This window comes from Vibrio sp. YT-18 (assembly GCF_033337345.1).
In the GTDB taxonomy this organism is placed as follows: domain Bacteria; phylum Pseudomonadota; class Gammaproteobacteria; order Enterobacterales; family Vibrionaceae; genus Vibrio; species Vibrio alginolyticus.
This window is the reverse complement of record NZ_JAWOQO010000001.1, coordinates 503,957-522,675: the sequence shown is the minus strand read 5'-3', so window position 1 is coordinate 522,675 and position 18,719 is coordinate 503,957. Positions and strand designations below refer to the sequence as shown.

The following is an 18,719-nucleotide window of genomic DNA, read 5'->3' as shown; positions in this document are numbered from 1 at the left end:
TTAAAAAGCGAGAACAAAATAGAGCAGTCTGCATTTTTAATTCACAGGAAGTGAAACCACGTAAAGGATGACCTATATGGGGAGATTGCAAACATTAGACTACGAAATCCCTGAGTCTATGCGAAGAAGTTGGCAGGAAATCGTCAACTTACTGGCTCAAATAACACACGTACCCACCACATTAATTATGCGTATCCATCCGGATCGCATAGAAGTAAATACATCTAGCGAAACTCTAGGTAATCCTTATCGTACTGGCGATGCAGAGCTGCTTGGTAACGGTTTGTATTGCGAGCAAGTTATAGAACAGAAAGGCGAGCTTGTAATCCCCAATGCGCTTGAAGATGAAGAATGGCAAAATAACCCAGACATCAAACTAGGCATGATTTCTTATTGCGGCTTACCGCTATTCTGGCCAAATGGGGAGACATTTGGAACAATCTGTATGCTTGACTCTGAGAGAAACGAGTACAACGATAGTTACCGTCAGTTGCTTGAAACTTTCAAAGATTCAATCGAAGCACAGCTTTCAGTTGTGTACCAACAACATAAACTTCAGCGACTTAACACCGAGCTAAAGAGTCGAATTGAAAATCGTACCACGGATTTAGCCCAGTTAAGTTACTCCTTAACACAAGAAATTGATCGCCGTAAAGCCGCGGAAAAACAAGTGAGCTACCAAAAAACACATGATCAGGGGACTGGGTTTCTAAATCGCTCTGCACTTGAGAACATTGTCCAATACACCTTACAGTCCCTTGATAGTGATCAGCAATCGCTTGTGGTCATCAACATTGGTTTTAGTAACGCTCGCAGTATTCAGACCAGGCACGGGTTCGAGGTCTTTGACAACATTTTAAAAGAATTTCACTCCAGATTAACCAGACACGGTGCTAGCGGATTTATCACTGGTAGACCAAGTTCGAATGACATGGTTTTATTGATTTGGGGAGAGGATATTGAAGCTCGGTTAAATCAACTATTAGATGATATCACTAAAATTAGCGTAGATGGATTTGTCTTCAACAAAACAGAAATACATTTGCACACGTATATCGGTATAGTTCAAGCTTACAAAGATTGCAGCAATGCTAAGCGTATCCTTCAACATGCATGTTACGCGATGCTTCTATGTAAAGAATCCGGCGAACCTTTTAGTTATTTTAGAGAAAATCATTCGGCGGATCTCAATAGTCACAATGAACTGGAAAGTTACCTTTTACAAGCAGTGCGTAACGACGATTTAGTGTTGTACTTTCAACCTCAAGTAGACTCCAAAACACGTAAATGGATTGGCGCAGAAGCCTTGCTTCGCTGGAGACATCCAATACTTGGCGACGTTTCCAACGAAGCATTGATACATATGGCCGAACAAAACGGGCTTATCTTTGAAGTTGGCTCTTTTGTTCTGCGTACCGCGATAGACAAAGCGAAACAATGGTCTGAGTTAATCGATAACTTCAAAATTGCCGTCAACGTTTCTCCCATTCAATTACAAAACGTAAATTTTGCAGAACAAGTGCAACACCTACTCGACACTTTCCATTTGCCAGCACACTTTCTCGAACTCGAAGTAACCGAGAGCGCTCTAATTGCCGATGAAATAGTAGCACGCACAACGTTAAATAAGTTGCACAAACTAGGTGTGACATTGTCACTTGATGATTTTGGTACAGGATATGCCTCGTTCAGCTATTTAAAGAAATATCCGTTTGATGCCATCAAAATTGATAAAAGCTTCGTCCAGCAAATGGAAAAGTCAGATGATGATCGCGAGATCATTTGTTCAATCATACACATTGCAAAAAAACTGGAACTCCAAGTAGTGATCGAGGGCATTGAATCCCACCAACAAGAGCAGTTTCTTATTGGTGAGGGTTGTGATATCGGACAAGGTTTTCTTTATGGTAAACCTATGCCTTGTAATGAATTTGAGCAAAGTTTGTTTAATCAGCGCCTTTCTGGCGGGCAATACGCCTACTCTTCCTAAGCATTCTCTTTACTATGAGGGCGGTGGTTTCTATAATCGCCGCCCGCTTCTATTAAAAGGCCAATATCTTCATGGATCAGTTGACTGCCACGCTTAAGAAAATTGAAAAGCAGAACTACCGAGCTTATCAGCAAATCAAAGGTCAATACGACTTCACTGATTTCACTTTGTTTATCGATCATGTACAGGGTGACCCTTATGCATCGGCGTCACGTTTTCGTGCGACTCGCGCATGGTCTTTGACTGGTCTTGAGTGGCTAAGAGACGAGTCTCCTGCATTTCAAAGAGCTGCACGTGATTTTATTGCGCGTAGTTTTGAACAGTTTGCTAAACAAGAAAACTCAGTATCAATTTCACTGACAGGCCAAACTGTACTGGATAGCACCGCGGTGTTGTTTACTGAAGAAGGTATTGAACTGCGTTTTCGAGTTAACTTACCAGCCGAGGGTCGTTCAGTATTGGGGAAAAAAGCCAACAACATACTGACTTTCCACCTGCCTAAGTTTATCCGTCGAGCAACTTTAGAGCGTGAACTCGACAAAGCCGCTTTAATTAAGCACTGCCAAGTTGTTGAAGACCAAGATGCCCTACGAGAACAGTTAGAGGCCAATAACTTAGTCGCGTTTGTCGCAAACGGCAGTATTCTTCCTCGAATTGCAGGTAATTGCGACCTTCCAATGAAAGAAGCCGTTGAGTTTAAAGCCCCTGAATCTCTACAAGTCACTTTACATGCGCCAAACAAGGGCCATGTCACAGGATTAGGAATTCCAAAAGGTATCACACTGATTGTAGGTGGTGGCTTCCACGGTAAATCTACCTTATTAAATGCAATAGAGCGTTCAATTTACGATCATATTCCAGGAGATGGTCGCGAATACATTGTTGCCGATAACAAGGCTATGAAGATTCGTGCCGAAGATGGCCGATGCGTACACCACTTGAACCTGTCAAACTACATCAACCATTTACCGATGGGTAAAGATACGGCGGACTTTTCTACTCAAGACGCATCAGGCTCAACGTCGCAAGCCGCTTGGCTTCAAGAGTCTATTGAAGCGGGTGCAAGCACATTATTGATTGATGAAGATACTTCTGCTACCAACTTCATGATTAGAGATGAGCGTATGCAGGCATTGGTGGCAAAAGGTGATGAGCCAATTACTCCTCTCGTCGACCGCATTGGTCAATTACGAGATGATCTTGATATCTCTACCATTATCGTTATGGGTGGGTCGGGCGACTACTTAGACGTTGCCGATACCGTCATTCAAATGCACGACTACCAAGCCGTTGATGTGACTGAAAAAGCGAAAGAAGTTATCGCTCAGCACCCTACTCAACGCCATAACGAGTCAGAAGAACGTTTACAGACCTTCCCACCTCGAGCACTGAACCGCGTTGCGTTGATGAATATTCTTACTGACGGCAAGTTCCGTGTGAATGCGAAAGGCAAAGAGTCACTTCGATTTGGTAAAGAGTTTACTGATCTTAGCGCTTTGGAACAGATAGAGTCAGCCGATGAAGTCAACACAATTGGCTGGTTATGGTTCCAAATTGCTCAACTTCCAGGTTGGTGTAATCATCCGGCGAAGGAGATTGAAGAAATGCTGTCTGGTGAGTGGCATGCCGCTCTTCCTAAGCAAGGCGACTTAGCCAAACCACGCACACTAGACGTTATGGCTGCCCTCAACCGCATGCGAAAATCTCAGTTTAAGTCATCATGCTAGTTTTGATACGCTGACAGAGACAGTTCAATCAAAAGGCAGCTATAGTTAGCTGCCTTCCTTTATCTTTATTCTTAGCGAATCATTCGTTTCTCAGTACATTCCACGCTTCACAAAGAACTCTAAATCTTTCTGCATCGCCATTTTCTCGATCAGGATGCCAACGAAGCGCGAGTTTTCGCCATTGTTTTCTAATTTCCGCAGGCGTAGCGTCAGTGTTAAGTTCAAATAGTGACAGTGCCTTTGTCTTATCTACGCTGGCTACTGACGAACCACCGATGAACTTTTGATAAGTTGTCCAAAATTCATTCAACAGTCGACGCACTTCATCTTCGTCCGCTTCGTAATTGCGCCAATCTAAGTAATACTCACGCAAAGGATCATGAATATCGATCTTATGCCTCAAAGCTTCCATCGAAGACATGAGCTGAATATCCATGGCTTCGACTTGAAGCCAGCTATCCGGATACAGAGTGTCTTGCAGTTGATATAATGCATTCATGATCAGGAAATTTCTTTTGAATAAATCCTTATCGGGAGAGTCGTCCAGCTTTGAAATATAACCTTGTTCACCCAACGAGCTTGCCAAGGTGTGCACTTTCCAATTAGAGGGCTGTTTTCTCAGAATTTCTAACATTGGCCAAAGCAGCGGATTTTCTATTGCATGAGGCTCAATACTATTGACAGTACGTTGTCCTTCCATTCATCCTCTCTGACACGAGTTTAGGGCCCCATTCACGGCACAAAAAACATAATTTCCACTTTGTAGCATAAATGCAAAAAGGCCGATAGTCATTCACCATCGGCCTTTGTAAGGAGATCACGTAAAGGTTAAATAACCCCTAGCTCACGTAAACGTTCCATAAGGTAGCTATGTGCAGTGTAGCGTTCAGATAACACCACTTCCGGCTTTGGATGCAGGAACAACGGTAATGAAATACGTGACTTTTCTTGACGGCCACCCGTAGGGTTGATTACACGGTGAGTCGTTGAAGGGAAATAACCACCTGACGCTTCTTGAAGCATATCACCAATATTGATGATTAAGTTTCCGAAGTCACATGGTACATCGATCCAATCACCCTCTTTACTCTTTACTTGCAGTCCAGGCTCATTAGCAGCAGGCAAAACCGTTAACAGGTTAATGTCTTCATGCGCAGCAGCACGAATAGCGCCTGGCTCTTCTTCGCCTGTCATCGGTGGATAGTGAAGCACGCGTAGTAATGTTTTGTCACTGTTATTGATCATTTCTGACAACGCGATAGAGAACTTCTCTTGAACGTCCTTAGGTGCGTACGCTTCAACCCAACCTAATAGCTCTTGAGCAAATGCATTGGCACGCTCGTAGTACTCTAAGATTTCAGCTTTAAGCTGCTCTGGGATCTGACCCCAAGGGTAAACATGAAAGTACTCTTTGATGTCTTTCACTTTGTGCCCTTTCGCCACTTCAGACACAGAAGGTGGGAAGTAGCCATCTTGGGTGTCTACGTTAAAGTGAAAATCATTCTTTTGTTCTGAACAGAAAAACTCATGCCAGTTTTTGTAAATTGACTCTACAAGCTCTTGTGGAATCGGGTGGTTTTTCAACACACCGAACCCCGTTTCGCGTAGAGAGGTAACGAACTGTTGAGCAGCATCGTCAGCAAGATAATCGACAGTTTCCAGTTTCATGGCTTTACTTCTTTTTTATTAGACTGAATCATGGATTCTATGGATGGGCATGTTGTAAATCAAACTTTAATGAAAAGTGCACGCGCAAACGTTTTAATGTTGAGCAGTTTGCCAATAAATCAACATTTTCAGTGATCAAAAAACCCATTAAAATATCAATTGCACACCGTTCAATTAAGTGCAATCATTAACACAATCTATGGAGTCCCACTGTAAGATAAATTGAAGGATCAAATAACTCTATGAAAAGCACCTCGACACTCTTAGGATTAACGATTTTTTATGCCATCGTGTTTTTATTTTCTGCGTTGGAACCTAACTCACGTGCAGTTTGGTTTGCGGAGATTATCCCGGCGATTGGTATTCTTGTTGCTATTTGGGCGATTTCGATTCGCTATCAGTTCAGTAATACGGCTTACTTTTTAATGTTCATCTGGCTCTGTTTGCACACTATCGGTGCGAAATATACGTTCTCCGAAGTGCCGTTTGACTGGTTTAACGACATGATTGGTTCAGAGCGAAATAATTTTGACCGCATTGCGCACTTTTCAATTGGCCTTTACGCATATCCGATCGCTGAATACTTGATAAACAAAAAACGGTTCAACAAAGCGTTCTCTTGCTGGTTTGCTTTGTTTGCTATCATGTCACTTGCTGCTGGCTATGAGATTATCGAATGGTGGTATGCGGAGTTGGCTGGTGGCGATGAGGGAATTGCCTTTCTGGGCTCGCAAGGTGACATATGGGACGCCCAGAAAGATATGTTGTGCGATACCGTTGGTGCAGTGTTGTCGTTATTCTTAATGTCGGCTCAACGTCGATTCTCTCAACCATTCTAAATAAGGGTTAAACCCATCAACAATTGGAACCTGTACGATTTGAGCTACCTCGTATTCGTGCAGGTTTTCTATTTTCTCTTCCACCAATTCATAAAGTTCTCGACGAGTTTTGATCACCAGCAACCATTCGTTGTCAGTACAAATCTCCCCTTTCCACACATAGTGACTTTCAATAGGCATCGTTTGAATACACGCGGCTAATTGAGCATCTAGCAAACCTTTAATGATCTGATCTCGATTTTTTTCATTACTGGTTGTACTTAAAACCATGCAATAGTCATGTTTCATACTCATTTTCTAGCCCTTTATTATTTCATCGTCACTTTGCCGCCAATCATTTTGTAAGCGGGGGTTCCTCTTACTAAAGTGTCTCTTGCAAACTCTTGTCCGCAAGCGGGGCAAATACATGGGGTTTGTGTGAAATCGTCAACAATGCGCTCTTTGAAGCATTTAACCAGTGCGCCTTTCCCGCCTTTACGGTACTTAAATAGTTGAGTTTTACATTTAGAGCAAAAGATATCGACGGTTTTCGTCGGTTGTTTTTTATTCGGTTTCGCCATGGTTACTTTCTATATCCGGTTTGACCCATACATTATTAAAATCAAACCAACCTAAGGCATTACACTTTGCATTTTGTAACGCACCGCTGTGGTCTTTATTCACGCCTAGCCAGCAGTGAAACATAGGAATCACCTGACAGCTTTTTACTAATTGTCGTCCTAGCTCACGCGCAGGAAAGTCTGTGTGCATGCCGGCACGCCATTGATCGACAAGTTTAGCCCATTCACTAAAATCGTAACCTGAACTGAACTTCTCAATATCACTGTAATCCAGGAGCCAGCCCGCCAACGCGTCATTTCGGTTCGTTGCAATGCCCATAGCTTTCATCCAGATATCCACTTCCTCCGGTGCGGGCGGTTGAGAATCATAACGAATAAACTCAACCTCTATACCGTGCGGTTTTAAGAGTGTCTTGATGGCCTTGGCAACTACTGGAAACATCGGATGCTTTTTCTGATACGCTACGGAAATTACCTTATTAGCCTGTGGTACGCTGCCCGCTTCCGCTGGCCTGAGATCAATCCAACCGGGCTTAAGGCCAAAGGCTTGCAATACTCCCAGTTCCATCACTTTATCTTGTGGAACATGCGCGTAAATCTGGTGACTGTTGAGGGTTTGCGAGAGGAACTCTGCCCAACGTGGATCTTTTGCAATCCCAGTGTTTTTGTTTAGTAATAGGAATGTACAGCCAGGGTCCAGCTCGACTTCATCGGATGAACCTTGTTTATCCATCTTCGGCTTTGACAGGCTTGGATAAACCATTGAAGAATAGGCTTCATCGATTACCCACACCTCCACTTGGTCAAGTAAAGGGCGAAAACCAAAGTAGCCATCAAAAGCAGTCAAAATAAGACGCTTATCATCATTCATTTTAACTTGGAACGGCCCTGTCCCTATCGGTTGTCTATCGAAGCTTTCAGAACGCAAAGCACTCGGTAGCAAAATTTTTGCTTGCGACTCACTCAGAGCCAGAGGAAGGTAGCGATCAGGACGGACGAGCTCAATATCAACGGTCCACTCTTGTGGCGAAGACACCCGCTTTATGTGAGAAAACAAGTTCAAGCTATTTAACGCAAGCACACTTTCAAGAACACAACTGGTTGTTAACGGTTCACCATTATGAAAGCGTACTCCACGACGAAGATAAAAACGCCAATGTGTATCAGAAATTGCTTCCCACGTGTGGGCTAAATCTGGTTGAAGTTGTTCATTTTCATCAAGGCGAGTGAGTCCGCTAAAAATTTGTCTGGCGATGTGCTGTTCAGAACGCCGCATCGGTTTCTGCGGGTTTAACATCGACAATGGTCGATAATAAGGCAAACGCACGACCTGCTCGCCCTGCCGATGTTGAAGCCCTAAATAACCTTGGATAACCTGCGTCAATCGTGCCGCATCGTTATCAAGCGCATCTAGAGCCTGACCGATTTTCCCTTCATCGAGATAACGCCTGGCGAGGTTTTCGCTGACATCGCTTCGATTACGTTTAAAAACGAGTTTCGAAAGTTTTCCTCGACCCGCTGCCGGATGCCACTCAATCCAGCCCTCTTCTTCAAGTTTATTTAGAACAATACGAGCATTACGACGTGTACAAAACAACGCTTCGGTGATGTCTTCGAGCTGAACGTCCGTATCGTGACCGGAAAATTTTTCAAACAGTGTTTCGAACTGAACACGTAAACGAGGGCTACTCATAAAGAGGAAATTCTTATCTTGTTGTCGATAAGCTAAGTTTCCTCATTTTTACCAAAAAGTGCAAACATCACACTATAAATTATTGAATATCGATACCAATTTCTCGCGAAAGTTCAGCCAGTTGTTCCTCGTTGTCTAGCTTGATAGACCATTTACACTCTGCTCCATGAGATAAAACAACGTTCGCTCCTCTACCCAGCAACTGAATTGCATCGGTTTGCGCTTGCAAGGTTACCATTGCACTGCCGGAGAGCTTAATCACTATTTCACGCTGGGTTGCAATGATTTTTCCTAATGAAAACTCAATCACCATCTTAGTTTATACCGACTTTGTTTTGTGTTGTTTCACAGCGATGGTCAAGCGACTGGTACACACTAAACGGCCTCGCTCATCAGTGATATCGATTTGCCACACTTGCGTTGAAATACCCAGATGAAGCGGTTTTGCCGTACCAATCACATGACCACTTCGCATGGCTCGCACATGGTTCGCGTTAATATCTAAACCGACGCAGTAGCTGCCCTCATCGACAGAGAAGTTTGCAGCTAATGAGCCTAATGTTTCTGCGAGCACGACTGATGCACCACCGTGAAGCATTCCTAAAGGTTGATGAGTAAAGCTGCATACGGGCATGGTTGCTGTAAGGGAGTCGTCAGTGAAATCTGTATATTTAATTTGTAGGTGCTCGATCAGGGTATTTTTTGACGTGGCATTCAGAATCTCTATGCTTACGGGCTTTTTCCATATACTCATTGTTTTACTCTTAGTTTCACAAACTGGTTTGTTAGGTTGTAACGATGTGCTAGGAAGCTAGCATAGACGCTACTTGGGCATAACTTCAAGACGTAACATCTCACCTTCTTTATTAATCAGATGAATAACTTGATCCATGCATCATGTTACTATTTGGGTATATACTATTGCTTCAAAACAAAAAATTAAATGGAGCCTGTTATGAAGGTATGGATGAAAGCCTCTGCTCTTTTAACTATCGCGGGTTTAACGGCGTGTAGCGCATCACCGACGGGTCGCAACCAGATCCTGATGTTTTCAGATCAGGAAATGTCATCGCTTGGCGCTAAATCTTTCGAACAAATGAAGAAAGATATCCCAATCAGCAAAGATCGCAAAACGAATGCCTACGTTCAATGCGTTGCCAAACACATCACTGACACCATTCCCGCTCAATCTGGATTTAAAGACTGGGAAGTCGTTGTTTTTGATAGTGAACAAGTCAATGCGTTTGCTCTACCAGGTGGGAAGATCGGCGTGTATACCGGGCTTTTAGATGTCGCGAAAAACCAAGATCAGTTGGCAACAGTCATTGGTCACGAAGTCGCTCACGTCCTCGCTGACCACAGTAATGAACGTCTCTCACAAAGTCAGTTAGCAAATGCCGGGTTGTCTCTAGCAAACGTTGCCATTGGAGCTTCCGAGTACAAACAGTATCAACAAATGACGATGGCGGCACTTGGTGTCGGTGTTCAATACGGTGTTATCTTGCCATACGGTCGTACTCAGGAATCCGAGGCTGATATTGTCGGGCTGGAATTCATGGCAAAAGCAGGTTTCGACCCACGTCAAAGTGTCGATTTATGGAAAAATATGAGTGCTGCATCAGGTGGTTCTCAACCACCTGAATTCTTCTCAACCCACCCATCGCACAGTACGCGCATTAAAGATTTACAAGCAACCATAAATAAGCTGCCTGCGTATAACGCGAAAGCACCAAGATGTGGCTAATTCATTGCTACTATCGTCTACTATACTTAAGCTTGCCAAATAAAAAAGCTCCCTAGGGAGCTTTTAATGATTCTAATCAAGTGCCCAATATCTGTAGCGGCAAACTTAACAAACTATCTCCGAGAGTGGCAAAATACCAGATGATAGAAACAAAACCTCCGACAGAGACCAAGTACCAAGTCAGTGAGAATAGCTGCCCATAACGGGTTAATGGCAATAAATGGCTTTGATGTCGAGCTCTCCATTCCATCACCACTTCCAACATTCCCATTAACAATAAAAACCCTAGCAACGTCAGACCGAAATAGTAACTGATAAAAATGCCTAATAAAGCGGTCGCAATACTGCCAACTAACCCGACCCAAGTATTCATTGAGAAGGTAATACTTTTGAGCACATGGCCACCATCTAATGGTAAAATAGGCAGCAGATTAAATAGGTTTAGCAAGGCGTTAAACACAGCAAGCCCAGCGAAGATCACCTCACCAGTCATCCAATAAAGCAAAGTAAAAACAATACTAAGTACTAAACCGAAAAATGGTCCCATGATTGAGATAACCACATCCTGCCAGCGCGTGTTTATCTTTTCGTCACTTAGCGCCAAACCACCTAGGAATGGAATCAAATAGATTCCTTTGGTCTTCATTCCAAAATACTTCATCGCTCTAATGTGACCATATTCATGGAAAACCAAACAAGCGATCAACGCTAGCGCGAACTCGATGGAAAATAGCCAAGAATATGCAGCGAGACTTGCAGACGCTAACGCCACTTTAATAACTTTCGCACTTTTAAGTGCTTTCATCCCAAGAGATACGAGGCCTATTACACTTAAACGCTTTTCGGATGGTGGCGTAACTTCTGGCACTTGGCGCTCGATGTCTTTTTCATTTCGACAACCTTCATTGATGAGCTCACCGTTAATTGTGACCTTGTAACTCAATTCAAACGGTTGCCATGTTAAAGAACACTCCAAATGACAGTTCAGGATTTCCTCACCCGCAGAGAGCTTAAACTGGTGTAGACAAGTCTCTGCGGTATTGTCACTGGCATCGATTTGAGACACCAACGTATTATCCCAATATAACTGCTGCCACCCAGCCATCGATCCTTCGAGCCTTAGCGAACGACCTAAAAATTCAACATTCAGTAATTCCAATGCGGTTCCTATTGCGTCTATTGAATAACTACATAGCGAGCGCGAATTATGCCTGTGAAGTGAAGAAACCGCAAAGCGAGCTATCTCTTGATTTGATCGTTATTTAACTATAAAGCTCGCAAAACAATTCTGGTCGTACCATTCTCTTCAAAAATATAACGATAATACATGCCCTTACAAGCCATCGTTTGACCTATGCATCATATTTAAAACGCAAAATACGCTCAAACTTTGACAAGTTATTAAACATACAATTAACATTACATTTACATCACCGTTGTATTTCGCGTATTAACAATTGGTGTAAGTACCACACAACAATTACAAGGACTTCGGTCCAGCATTATGACACCCTAGGAGGGTCAAGGATGAACAAGAAGCACTGCTCTCTGCTTACAATTTCAATATTGTTTGCGTGTAATGCCCACTCAGCGGGCTTCCAGGTAGCTGAACATTCGGCATCTGGTCTTGGTCGAGCATTTTCAGGTGAAGGGGCTGTCGCAGATAATGCCAGCGTCCTTGCCCGTAACCCTGCAGCAATGACACTTTTCAAAGAAGCTCAATTTTCGGGCGCGTTATCTATCATCGACCCTGAAGTCGATGTGTACGACACTGTAAACAATGAACACGCGAAAGATGTCGCTCCTTTACAGATCGTGCCAGCAGGTTATTACATCAGCCCTATCAATGATAACTGGGCTTGGGGTATCGGTATGTTCACAACATACGGTGTTGCTACCGACTATCCAAATGATATTTCCGCAGGTGATATGGCGGGTGACACTTCCCTACTTTCAGTAAACATCAACCCTAATGTCGCTTACCGTATCAACGAGTCTTTCAGTGTCGGTGGTGGTATCAACCTCGTATACGCTGAAGCAGAGCTGACTCGTCACAAAGGCGCACTCGCCGGTATTTTAGGTGGTAATAAGTCCGATAACCTTGTCGGCATGGAAGGCGAAACTTTCGCTTGGGGTTGGAATGTCGGCGCTTTATTTGAGCTAAATGAAAACAACCGTTTTGGCTTTGGCTACCGCTCTAAGGTTGATCTAGATTTTGATGACGGTGAGTTTAGTAGTTACGACTCTGGTCGAGCTTCATCACCAAAAGTTGATGGCCGTTTAAAAATCTCTCTCCCTTCAATTATCGAATTATCGGCTTTCCATCAACTGAATGAACAATGGGCTGTACATTACGGCTGGCAACAAACCGACTGGAGCACATTTAAAGAACTAAAAGCGACCAGTAACGAATGTAATGACGGAGTATGTTTCTTTAAACCTGAGAAATATGAAGACAACAATCGCTACTCCATTGGTGCAACTTACATACTTAATACAGACTGGACATTCCGTGCAGGCTTTGCGTACGACGAACAAGCAGGTGAAGCGACATTGAGTATCCCTGACAGTGACCGTTTTTGGTACAGCGCGGGCCTAACTTACGCAATGAGTGAGAATTTAACTTTCGATGCAGGCTTTGCACTTGTTAAGAGTAAATCAGGCTCTTTCACTGAGACAAATGCTCTGGGTGAAGAGATTAAGTTTGACTCAGAAGGTACTGCTTACATCAGCGCGGTACAGATGAACTACACCTTCAAATAATGGGATTACGGAGTAAACCAATGAAACACACGTTTAAATTATCAATGCTTTGTTCTGCAATCCTTCTTGCTGGTTGTGGTGATGATACCTCCAGCTCTGGTACTTCCGACAAAGCTCAATTTGAAGATGAAGTCCAAGCATTGCTTGATCGCGAAACATCCATCAGTTTTACGCTTCAAGGAGCGAACGCAGATGTACCGGCACCGTCTTACTTATTAATGGACACAAGCGATGGTACGCTTGGTCTGCCAACTGATGGCGATGATGCTTTAACCAACCCTAGAGCCTCAATGAACACGATGGATGGATGGTCAACGTCTATGCCAATCGTTCTTAACTTCAACGGCGACGGTTTTGCAACGGGCATGCTGTCGTCTGGTGTTAAAGTCATCAAGATTAACCAACGCTTAACCGAGTGGGACGGTAAATCTAACCCAATCGAAGAGGTACTCGTTCAGAATCAGGACTACGTAGTTCAAGCAAAAGGTAGCTCTCTATACATCCAGTTCTTGGCTGCACTTGATGAGTCAAGCGAGTACATTTTTGCGGTTACACAAGATGTTACTGACGTGAATGGTGAGCCAATTGGTACATCAGCAAGTTATGCGACTGGTAAATCGAAAGAAATCGTTTATGAAACTGGCGACCTTGCTTCTGTTCAAGCAGTCACTCAGGCGGTTGAAGGCATTTTTGGTCTAGCTCAAGTTAATCCTAACGACATCGTTTACTCCTCATGGTTCAGTACCCAGTCTGTAGGTGATACGTTAGCGGCAGTCAAAGGAGTAACCGCTACTGGTTTTTCTACTGGCGCAAACACACTAAATACCGTTTACAAAAATGACTCAAACGAAGGTTCAGTAGACTTATCAACGGCCTACACAATAACGCTCGGTGAAACCCAAGACTTTAGCACTGCGCTAGACTCTGACGATGACTTTAGTAAATACATTAGCGATCTAGACGCAGCTAAAACGGCAATTAAAGGCCTTTACATGCAATCAGGTGCCGATGTAAGCGTGACACAAGGTGTGGTAAGACTGCCTCATTACTTGGAAAAAGGCGCAAGCTGGAACATGCAACCAATGGTATCTGCGATGCCAAGCCTAGCGAAGCTAAGCGCAGCATTAGCGGATCCGAACGAGCAAGCAAACATGGTTCAGCAGCTATCAACAGGCGTTTTTGCAAATGATCCTGTTGATGTGACAAAGCTTGCTACAGATCCTACAGAGCAGCTAAAACTTGTTGGAGCTAAGCTTACTCTTACCGATGGTACCCAGCTTGATAGTGAGCGTATTATTACTCGCTACTCGCCTGTTCCCGTAGTGAAATCGGTTGAAGATGTCGAAGTACTGGTCTTCACACCTAAATCTGGCGTCGCGACAGACGTTGTGATTTATCAACACGGCATCACCTCAGCGAAAGAGAATGCGTACGCGTTCGCGTTCAATATGGTAAAAGCTGGTGTGGCAGTTATCGCTATTGACTTACCTATTCATGGTACGCGCAGCTTAGATGAACAACGTTCCGCAAATGCGAATGTACTGGCTTATCTAAATCTTTCCAACTTAGCCGTTGCGCGTGACAACCTACGTCAAAGTGTTCTGGATGTGTTAGGTTTGCGCGCTAGCTTGGTAGTATCTGCTCAAGGCGGTCTTTTAGCTGGAGGTCCTCTGCAAGGCTTCAACCCAATGACGGGTTCAAAAGTCAAAATGCTAGGTCATTCACTTGGCGGTATTGTAGCTACATCTGCCGTCGCAGCAGCAAACAATACATTGGGCAGCCCTTCTGCGGATGCGCTGTACACCTTTAGTTCTGCATCAGTACAGAACTCTGGTGGACAAATTGGTAATTTGTTACTGGGTTCAGACAATTACGGCCCTCAGATCAAACATAACCTCGCTTATGCAGCATCAAAAGACTATGCGAATTACGCTGATGCATCATGTGCGGATCTAGAAGATAAAACATGTTACGAAGCTTTTGAGGCTGCGGCAACGGAAGCTCAAGTAGCAGCGCTAGAAGCAGGTTTCTCACAATTTATCTATGCAGCACAGACTACACTAGACACTGTCGATCCGTTCACAAACGCTTCAGATTTAGTGGCATCTGGCTCGCTAACGACACCATTCTTTATGACAGAAGTGGATGGCGATAGCACAGTACCAAACAGCGTTCCAAATGCACCATTCGCGGGTACTGAACCGCTTGCTAATAAGCTAGGGTTGAAGACTGTGAACAGTACGGACACTACTGTGAATGCAACTGCGAGCTTTGTACAGTTTAATGCTACTGCATCGCACAGTACTTTTGCTTCGCCAAATGGCACTTTGTCTGATATTGATCATCATGTAGAGATGCAGATGGAAAACACTGACTTCTTAATGGATGACGCACTAACAGGTGTCACTAACACTTCTGTTTTGAAGTAATCGCAACACCCTTCCTACCAAAGCCCAGTTTCTACTGGGCTTTTTCATTTCAATTGTATTCAAACCCACTCATATTTCCTCTGCTATAGTTAAATCGATGTCTTTGCCTAACTCACTTGTTTAAAAGGAAAACTCTATGCGCGTATTGACTGTTATTGCCACTGTATTACTTCTTGCTGCATGCGGAAGTAGCCAATATCTGATGTCGACAAATGAAGGGAAAATTATTACCTCTTACGGTAAACCAGACCTGAACGAGGAAACGGGTATGTACGAGTATGAAGACATGGATGGTAAAGAAATGAGCATTTCAAAAGAGCAAATTGTCCAGATTGTCGAACGTTAACGACAGGCCCTCTGTAAATTAGAGGGCTATGTTCTAGCCACCCTCTCTCTACATTTACCTCTTTTAGGCTTGTAATCGTTGTAGAAATTGACACAACCAATTCATAAGCCAAAACAATTAATAGTGTCTTTTATACTTCCGTATTATTTATTTAGCGAATATTTTACATCTTCACCTTAATCAGGTTGGAGTATTGTAAAATCTAGTCTTTAATTCGCTAACACCCTTTTATTTCTCAGGATAAAGTGGATAATACCGCCACAAAATAACATTACTAAGGTGAGTCCTTATGTCTATTGAAGCTACTCTGCTTGCGCGCTGCGAGTCAAAATGTGAACTGTGTTCTTCTGAATCTCAACTAACTGCATACGCTGTCCTACCTCACGGTAATGTGACGGTTGATACTGCCATTATGGTTTGTGATAAGTGTCTGGGTGAGATCGATGAGCCAAAAGACATTAACCACTGGCGTTGTCTAAACGAAAGTATGTGGAGCCAGGTTCCTGCTGTACAAGTGACTGCATGGCGCCAACTCACTCGCCTAAACACAGAAAGCTGGGCTCAAGATGCTCTTGACATGATGTACATGGAAGAAGAGCAAATGAACTGGGCAATGAAAGGGATGTCTGCTGACGATAAAACTGTTGACTGTAACGGCACTGAACTTAAGAAAGGTGACGATGTAACAGTAATTAAAGACCTACCAGTAAAAGGCACTAACCAAGTAATCAAACAAGGTACAGTGATTCGTGGCATTAGCCTTGGCGATGATCCAAAGCTAGTTTCGGGTAAGGCAAATGGTGGTCAGTCGATGTACGTGATCGCAGAATACTGCCGCAAGAAGTAATATCGCACTTCAGTCATGTCAAAACGGGGCACCAATGGTGCCCCGTTTTTCTATACAACACTTAATCTACTCTCATGTCTACCTCCTCTAGAGTGTTTCTTTTCTAGGGCGTAGGTTGAGTAGGCATGTTTTACAAATAAAAAAATACCGGCTCATAGGCCGGTATTTCTTACACTATTTCAATATTAACGGTACATACCGATGTCTTTTTGAATATGTGCTGACAAGTCTTCTGCGTAGTAACTGCGTGGCGCAGTGTTATCTACAAATAGAATGTCCAGTAAGTGAGCAATCAGTCCTTTGAAGTTAACCGCGTAGGTTTTCTTATCCATAGAGGTTGGTAAAGCTACATTTGTCATTTGCATTGCTTGTGCCATGATTGCCTCTCTTTAAAAGCAGTAGTCTGTTTAGTTGGTTGTATATTAGTCAGTTTCTTATTGTTTAAGAAATGACAAATTTTACCCATTCAAATTAGAATTTCTAATAAAACAAACTCATTACAAAACTCAAAAATACAAATGAATAATAACGGCATAAATAATCACAATTGCTGTAATTACATTGAATAACTGAACATTACCTGCATAATCGCCCCTTAAGCAACAACATATATTTAACAATATTTTTCGTTATTTCTTTTGATTTTAGTGCTTACTTTATATTTTTTGATTAGTAATATTAACGCTAGTTTGACGCTTCGCTTTATTTTTTAGGAGTGATGCAACCACTGCCGATGTCATCACAACAACTAAAAATGTGAGAGACCATGCTGTCGGAATCTCATATTCTGTTCCAACCAATAGCATTTTTACCCCGATAAACATCATGATTACTGATAATGCTGGTTTTAAGTATACAAACTTGTCTAACATTGCTTGAAGAACAAAGTACAGCGATCGCAAACCCAGTAATGCAAATACGTTCGCGGCTAAGACTAAAAATGGCTCTCGTGTTACCGCGAATATAGCTGGTATAGAATCCAACGCAAACATAACGTCCATTACTGCAATGACACCAACAACGATCAGCATCGGTGTTGCCACCCACTTACCAGCTTGCTTTAAGATTAAGCGATTTCCTTGGTAGTCATCTGTAACTGGCAATACCTTTCGAATCAACTGCTCCGGATATGGATTAACCTCTTCTGCTTCGCCTTTGTCGCGAGCTAGCTTAACACCCGTCCAAATAAGGAAAGCAGCAAATAAGTACAATACCCAGTGATACTGTGAAAGTAACTGAGCACCAACCGCAATCATGACAGCGCGTAAAACTAGCGCACCTATCACCCCCCAAAGCAATGCTCTCGGACGCAAATGCTCCGGCACACTGTATTGTGCAAAGATGATGGCAAACACAAACAAGTTATCCACGCTTAGCGACTTCTCTAGTAAATAACCAGTTAAGAATGAAATCGTTGCTTTGTCGTTCGTATAAGCGCTATGTGGCGCGTAAAAGTCCCAGAATAAATAAATAGAACCTGCAAAAACAAAGGCAAGCAAGAACCAAAAAACACTCCAAACGATGGCTTTTTTCATCGTGATAACGCCACCACGTGTTTGATAGATATCAAGCGTAACAAGAACAAGGGTAAATAAACCAAAAGCACCATACATCGCTAATGATTCTTGAAGAGGCACCGATTGGCTCAATTGGGTGGTATTTTCGATAAGAGACATATTTCCTCCCATGGCGGAAGGACTTCGTTTGGTGACCTTCCGCATACAATAACAACCAACAGCCACATAACGATTATGTGCTGCTAGTCAATGAATGCGTTGGTCTCGTTGAAGTGTTGACGTGAATAAACCACGTAACACCTTTACTTACCGGATAAGCTGATGCTTAACGAGATGACGATAAGTAAACTTGCGCTAACTACTCCCCAAACGTCGACATAATAACGCCGAGCGTCAGGCTTTCCAACAAAAAAACCTTGTCTTATCGAAATAAAATTCTTATTAAAAATCAGGAAGCACTATAAAAAGAAAGAAATGGATTCAACCACCTGAACTTTATTAAACAGACAAAAAGCAGCAAATGGCTCAAGACAAACTCTTCATTGGTTAGAGCCCTAACGGGGAAGATAGATACAAAAAAGGAGCATTACTGCTCC

General features: G+C 43.0%; 18 protein-coding genes. 8 read left to right on the top strand and 10 right to left on the bottom strand.

Annotated elements, in window-relative coordinates; genetic code table 11:
- Positions 1–76: 76 nt before the first annotated feature.
- Both R7M72_RS02165 and R7M72_RS02160 read left to right on the top strand, forming a co-directional pair.
- Positions 77–1,990: a sensor domain-containing phosphodiesterase gene (locus R7M72_RS02165; protein ID WP_017634164.1), complete on the top strand. Its 1,914-nt coding sequence runs from the start codon at positions 77–79 to the stop codon at positions 1,988–1,990.
- A gap of 71 nt (positions 1,991–2,061) precedes the next feature.
- Entirely contained in the window at positions 2,062–3,717 is a 1,656-nt protein-coding gene (locus R7M72_RS02160; protein ID WP_017821933.1) for an ABC-ATPase domain-containing protein, read from the top strand.
- Positions 3,718–3,796: 79 nt separating this feature from the next.
- On the opposite strand, the gene R7M72_RS02155 is transcribed toward R7M72_RS02160, so the two are convergent.
- Positions 3,797–4,417 (bottom strand): DNA-J related domain-containing protein, encoded by a 621-nt coding sequence (locus R7M72_RS02155; protein WP_005376328.1) that lies wholly within the window; start codon positions 4,415–4,417, stop codon positions 3,797–3,799.
- Between the two features lie 128 nt (positions 4,418–4,545).
- Entirely contained in the window at positions 4,546–5,385 is an 840-nt protein-coding gene (locus R7M72_RS02150) for an isopenicillin N synthase family dioxygenase (RefSeq protein ID WP_005386285.1), read from the bottom strand.
- A 242-nt stretch (positions 5,386–5,627) separates the two neighbouring features.
- On the opposite strand from R7M72_RS02150, the gene R7M72_RS02145 reads away from it, so the two are divergent.
- The gene (locus R7M72_RS02145) at positions 5,628–6,224 is read left to right on the top strand and encodes a DUF2238 domain-containing protein (RefSeq protein WP_017821932.1); all 597 of its coding nucleotides are present in this window, start codon (positions 5,628–5,630) and stop codon (positions 6,222–6,224) included.
- Here the strand turns inward: R7M72_RS02145 and cutA are convergent.
- The 5 genes from cutA to R7M72_RS02120 all read right to left on the bottom strand — a co-directional run bounded on the left by cutA (position 6,186) and on the right by R7M72_RS02120 (position 9,231).
- Positions 6,186–6,518, bottom strand: coding sequence for a divalent-cation tolerance protein CutA (cutA, locus tag R7M72_RS02140; RefSeq protein ID WP_005376332.1), 333 nt, complete (start codon positions 6,516–6,518; stop codon positions 6,186–6,188). The genes R7M72_RS02145 and cutA overlap by 39 nt on opposite strands.
- 14 nt (positions 6,519–6,532) lie before the next feature.
- Entirely contained in the window at positions 6,533–6,784 is a 252-nt protein-coding gene (locus R7M72_RS02135; RefSeq protein WP_005376334.1) for a hypothetical protein, read from the bottom strand.
- Complete coding sequence (locus R7M72_RS02130) at positions 6,768–8,477, bottom strand: SgrR family transcriptional regulator (protein ID WP_047101146.1); 1,710 nt, start codon at positions 8,475–8,477, stop codon at positions 6,768–6,770. The genes R7M72_RS02135 and R7M72_RS02130 overlap by 17 nt, the downstream gene beginning before the upstream one ends.
- A 79-nt stretch (positions 8,478–8,556) precedes the next feature.
- Positions 8,557–8,790 (bottom strand): DUF3389 domain-containing protein, encoded by a 234-nt coding sequence (locus R7M72_RS02125; RefSeq protein ID WP_005376338.1) that lies wholly within the window; start codon positions 8,788–8,790, stop codon positions 8,557–8,559.
- A 6-nt stretch (positions 8,791–8,796) separates the two neighbouring features.
- Entirely contained in the window at positions 8,797–9,231 is a 435-nt protein-coding gene (locus R7M72_RS02120; RefSeq protein ID WP_005376340.1) for a hotdog fold thioesterase, read from the bottom strand.
- A 201-nt stretch (positions 9,232–9,432) separates the two neighbouring features.
- On the opposite strand from R7M72_RS02120, the gene R7M72_RS02115 reads away from it, so the two are divergent.
- Positions 9,433–10,221, top strand: a complete 789-nt coding sequence (locus R7M72_RS02115; protein WP_017634168.1) for a M48 family metallopeptidase — start codon at positions 9,433–9,435, stop codon at positions 10,219–10,221.
- Between the two features lie 76 nt (positions 10,222–10,297).
- On the opposite strand, the gene R7M72_RS02110 is transcribed toward R7M72_RS02115, so the two are convergent.
- Positions 10,298–11,326: a site-2 protease family protein gene (locus tag R7M72_RS02110; protein ID WP_318056014.1), complete on the bottom strand. Its 1,029-nt coding sequence runs from the start codon at positions 11,324–11,326 to the stop codon at positions 10,298–10,300.
- A gap of 422 nt (positions 11,327–11,748) precedes the next feature.
- Here R7M72_RS02110 and R7M72_RS02105 point away from each other — a divergent pair, with 422 nt between their 5' ends.
- The 4 genes from R7M72_RS02105 to R7M72_RS02090 all read left to right on the top strand — a co-directional run bounded on the left by R7M72_RS02105 (position 11,749) and on the right by R7M72_RS02090 (position 16,606).
- Positions 11,749–12,984: an outer membrane protein transport protein gene (locus R7M72_RS02105; RefSeq protein WP_005376347.1), complete on the top strand. Its 1,236-nt coding sequence runs from the start codon at positions 11,749–11,751 to the stop codon at positions 12,982–12,984.
- Positions 12,985–13,004: 20 nt separating this feature from the next.
- Positions 13,005–15,413, top strand: a complete 2,409-nt coding sequence (locus R7M72_RS02100; protein WP_315957139.1) for a VolA/Pla-1 family phospholipase — start codon at positions 13,005–13,007, stop codon at positions 15,411–15,413.
- Between the two features lie 136 nt (positions 15,414–15,549).
- On the top strand, positions 15,550–15,759 hold the full coding sequence (locus R7M72_RS02095; protein ID WP_005376349.1) for a YgdI/YgdR family lipoprotein: 210 nt from the start codon (positions 15,550–15,552) through the stop codon (positions 15,757–15,759).
- Between the two features lie 289 nt (positions 15,760–16,048).
- Positions 16,049–16,606 (top strand): alkylphosphonate utilization protein, encoded by a 558-nt coding sequence (locus R7M72_RS02090; RefSeq protein WP_318056010.1) that lies wholly within the window; start codon positions 16,049–16,051, stop codon positions 16,604–16,606.
- A gap of 185 nt (positions 16,607–16,791) precedes the next feature.
- On the opposite strand, the gene R7M72_RS02085 is transcribed toward R7M72_RS02090, so the two are convergent.
- Both R7M72_RS02085 and R7M72_RS02080 read right to left on the bottom strand, forming a co-directional pair.
- Entirely contained in the window at positions 16,792–16,983 is a 192-nt protein-coding gene (locus R7M72_RS02085; RefSeq protein ID WP_005376351.1) for a hypothetical protein, read from the bottom strand.
- Positions 16,984–17,262: 279 nt separating this feature from the next.
- A complete protein-coding gene (locus R7M72_RS02080; protein WP_062730983.1) occupies positions 17,263–18,282 on the bottom strand; it encodes a TerC/Alx family metal homeostasis membrane protein in 1,020 nt (339 codons plus the stop codon).
- Positions 18,283–18,719: the final 437 nt, after the last annotated feature.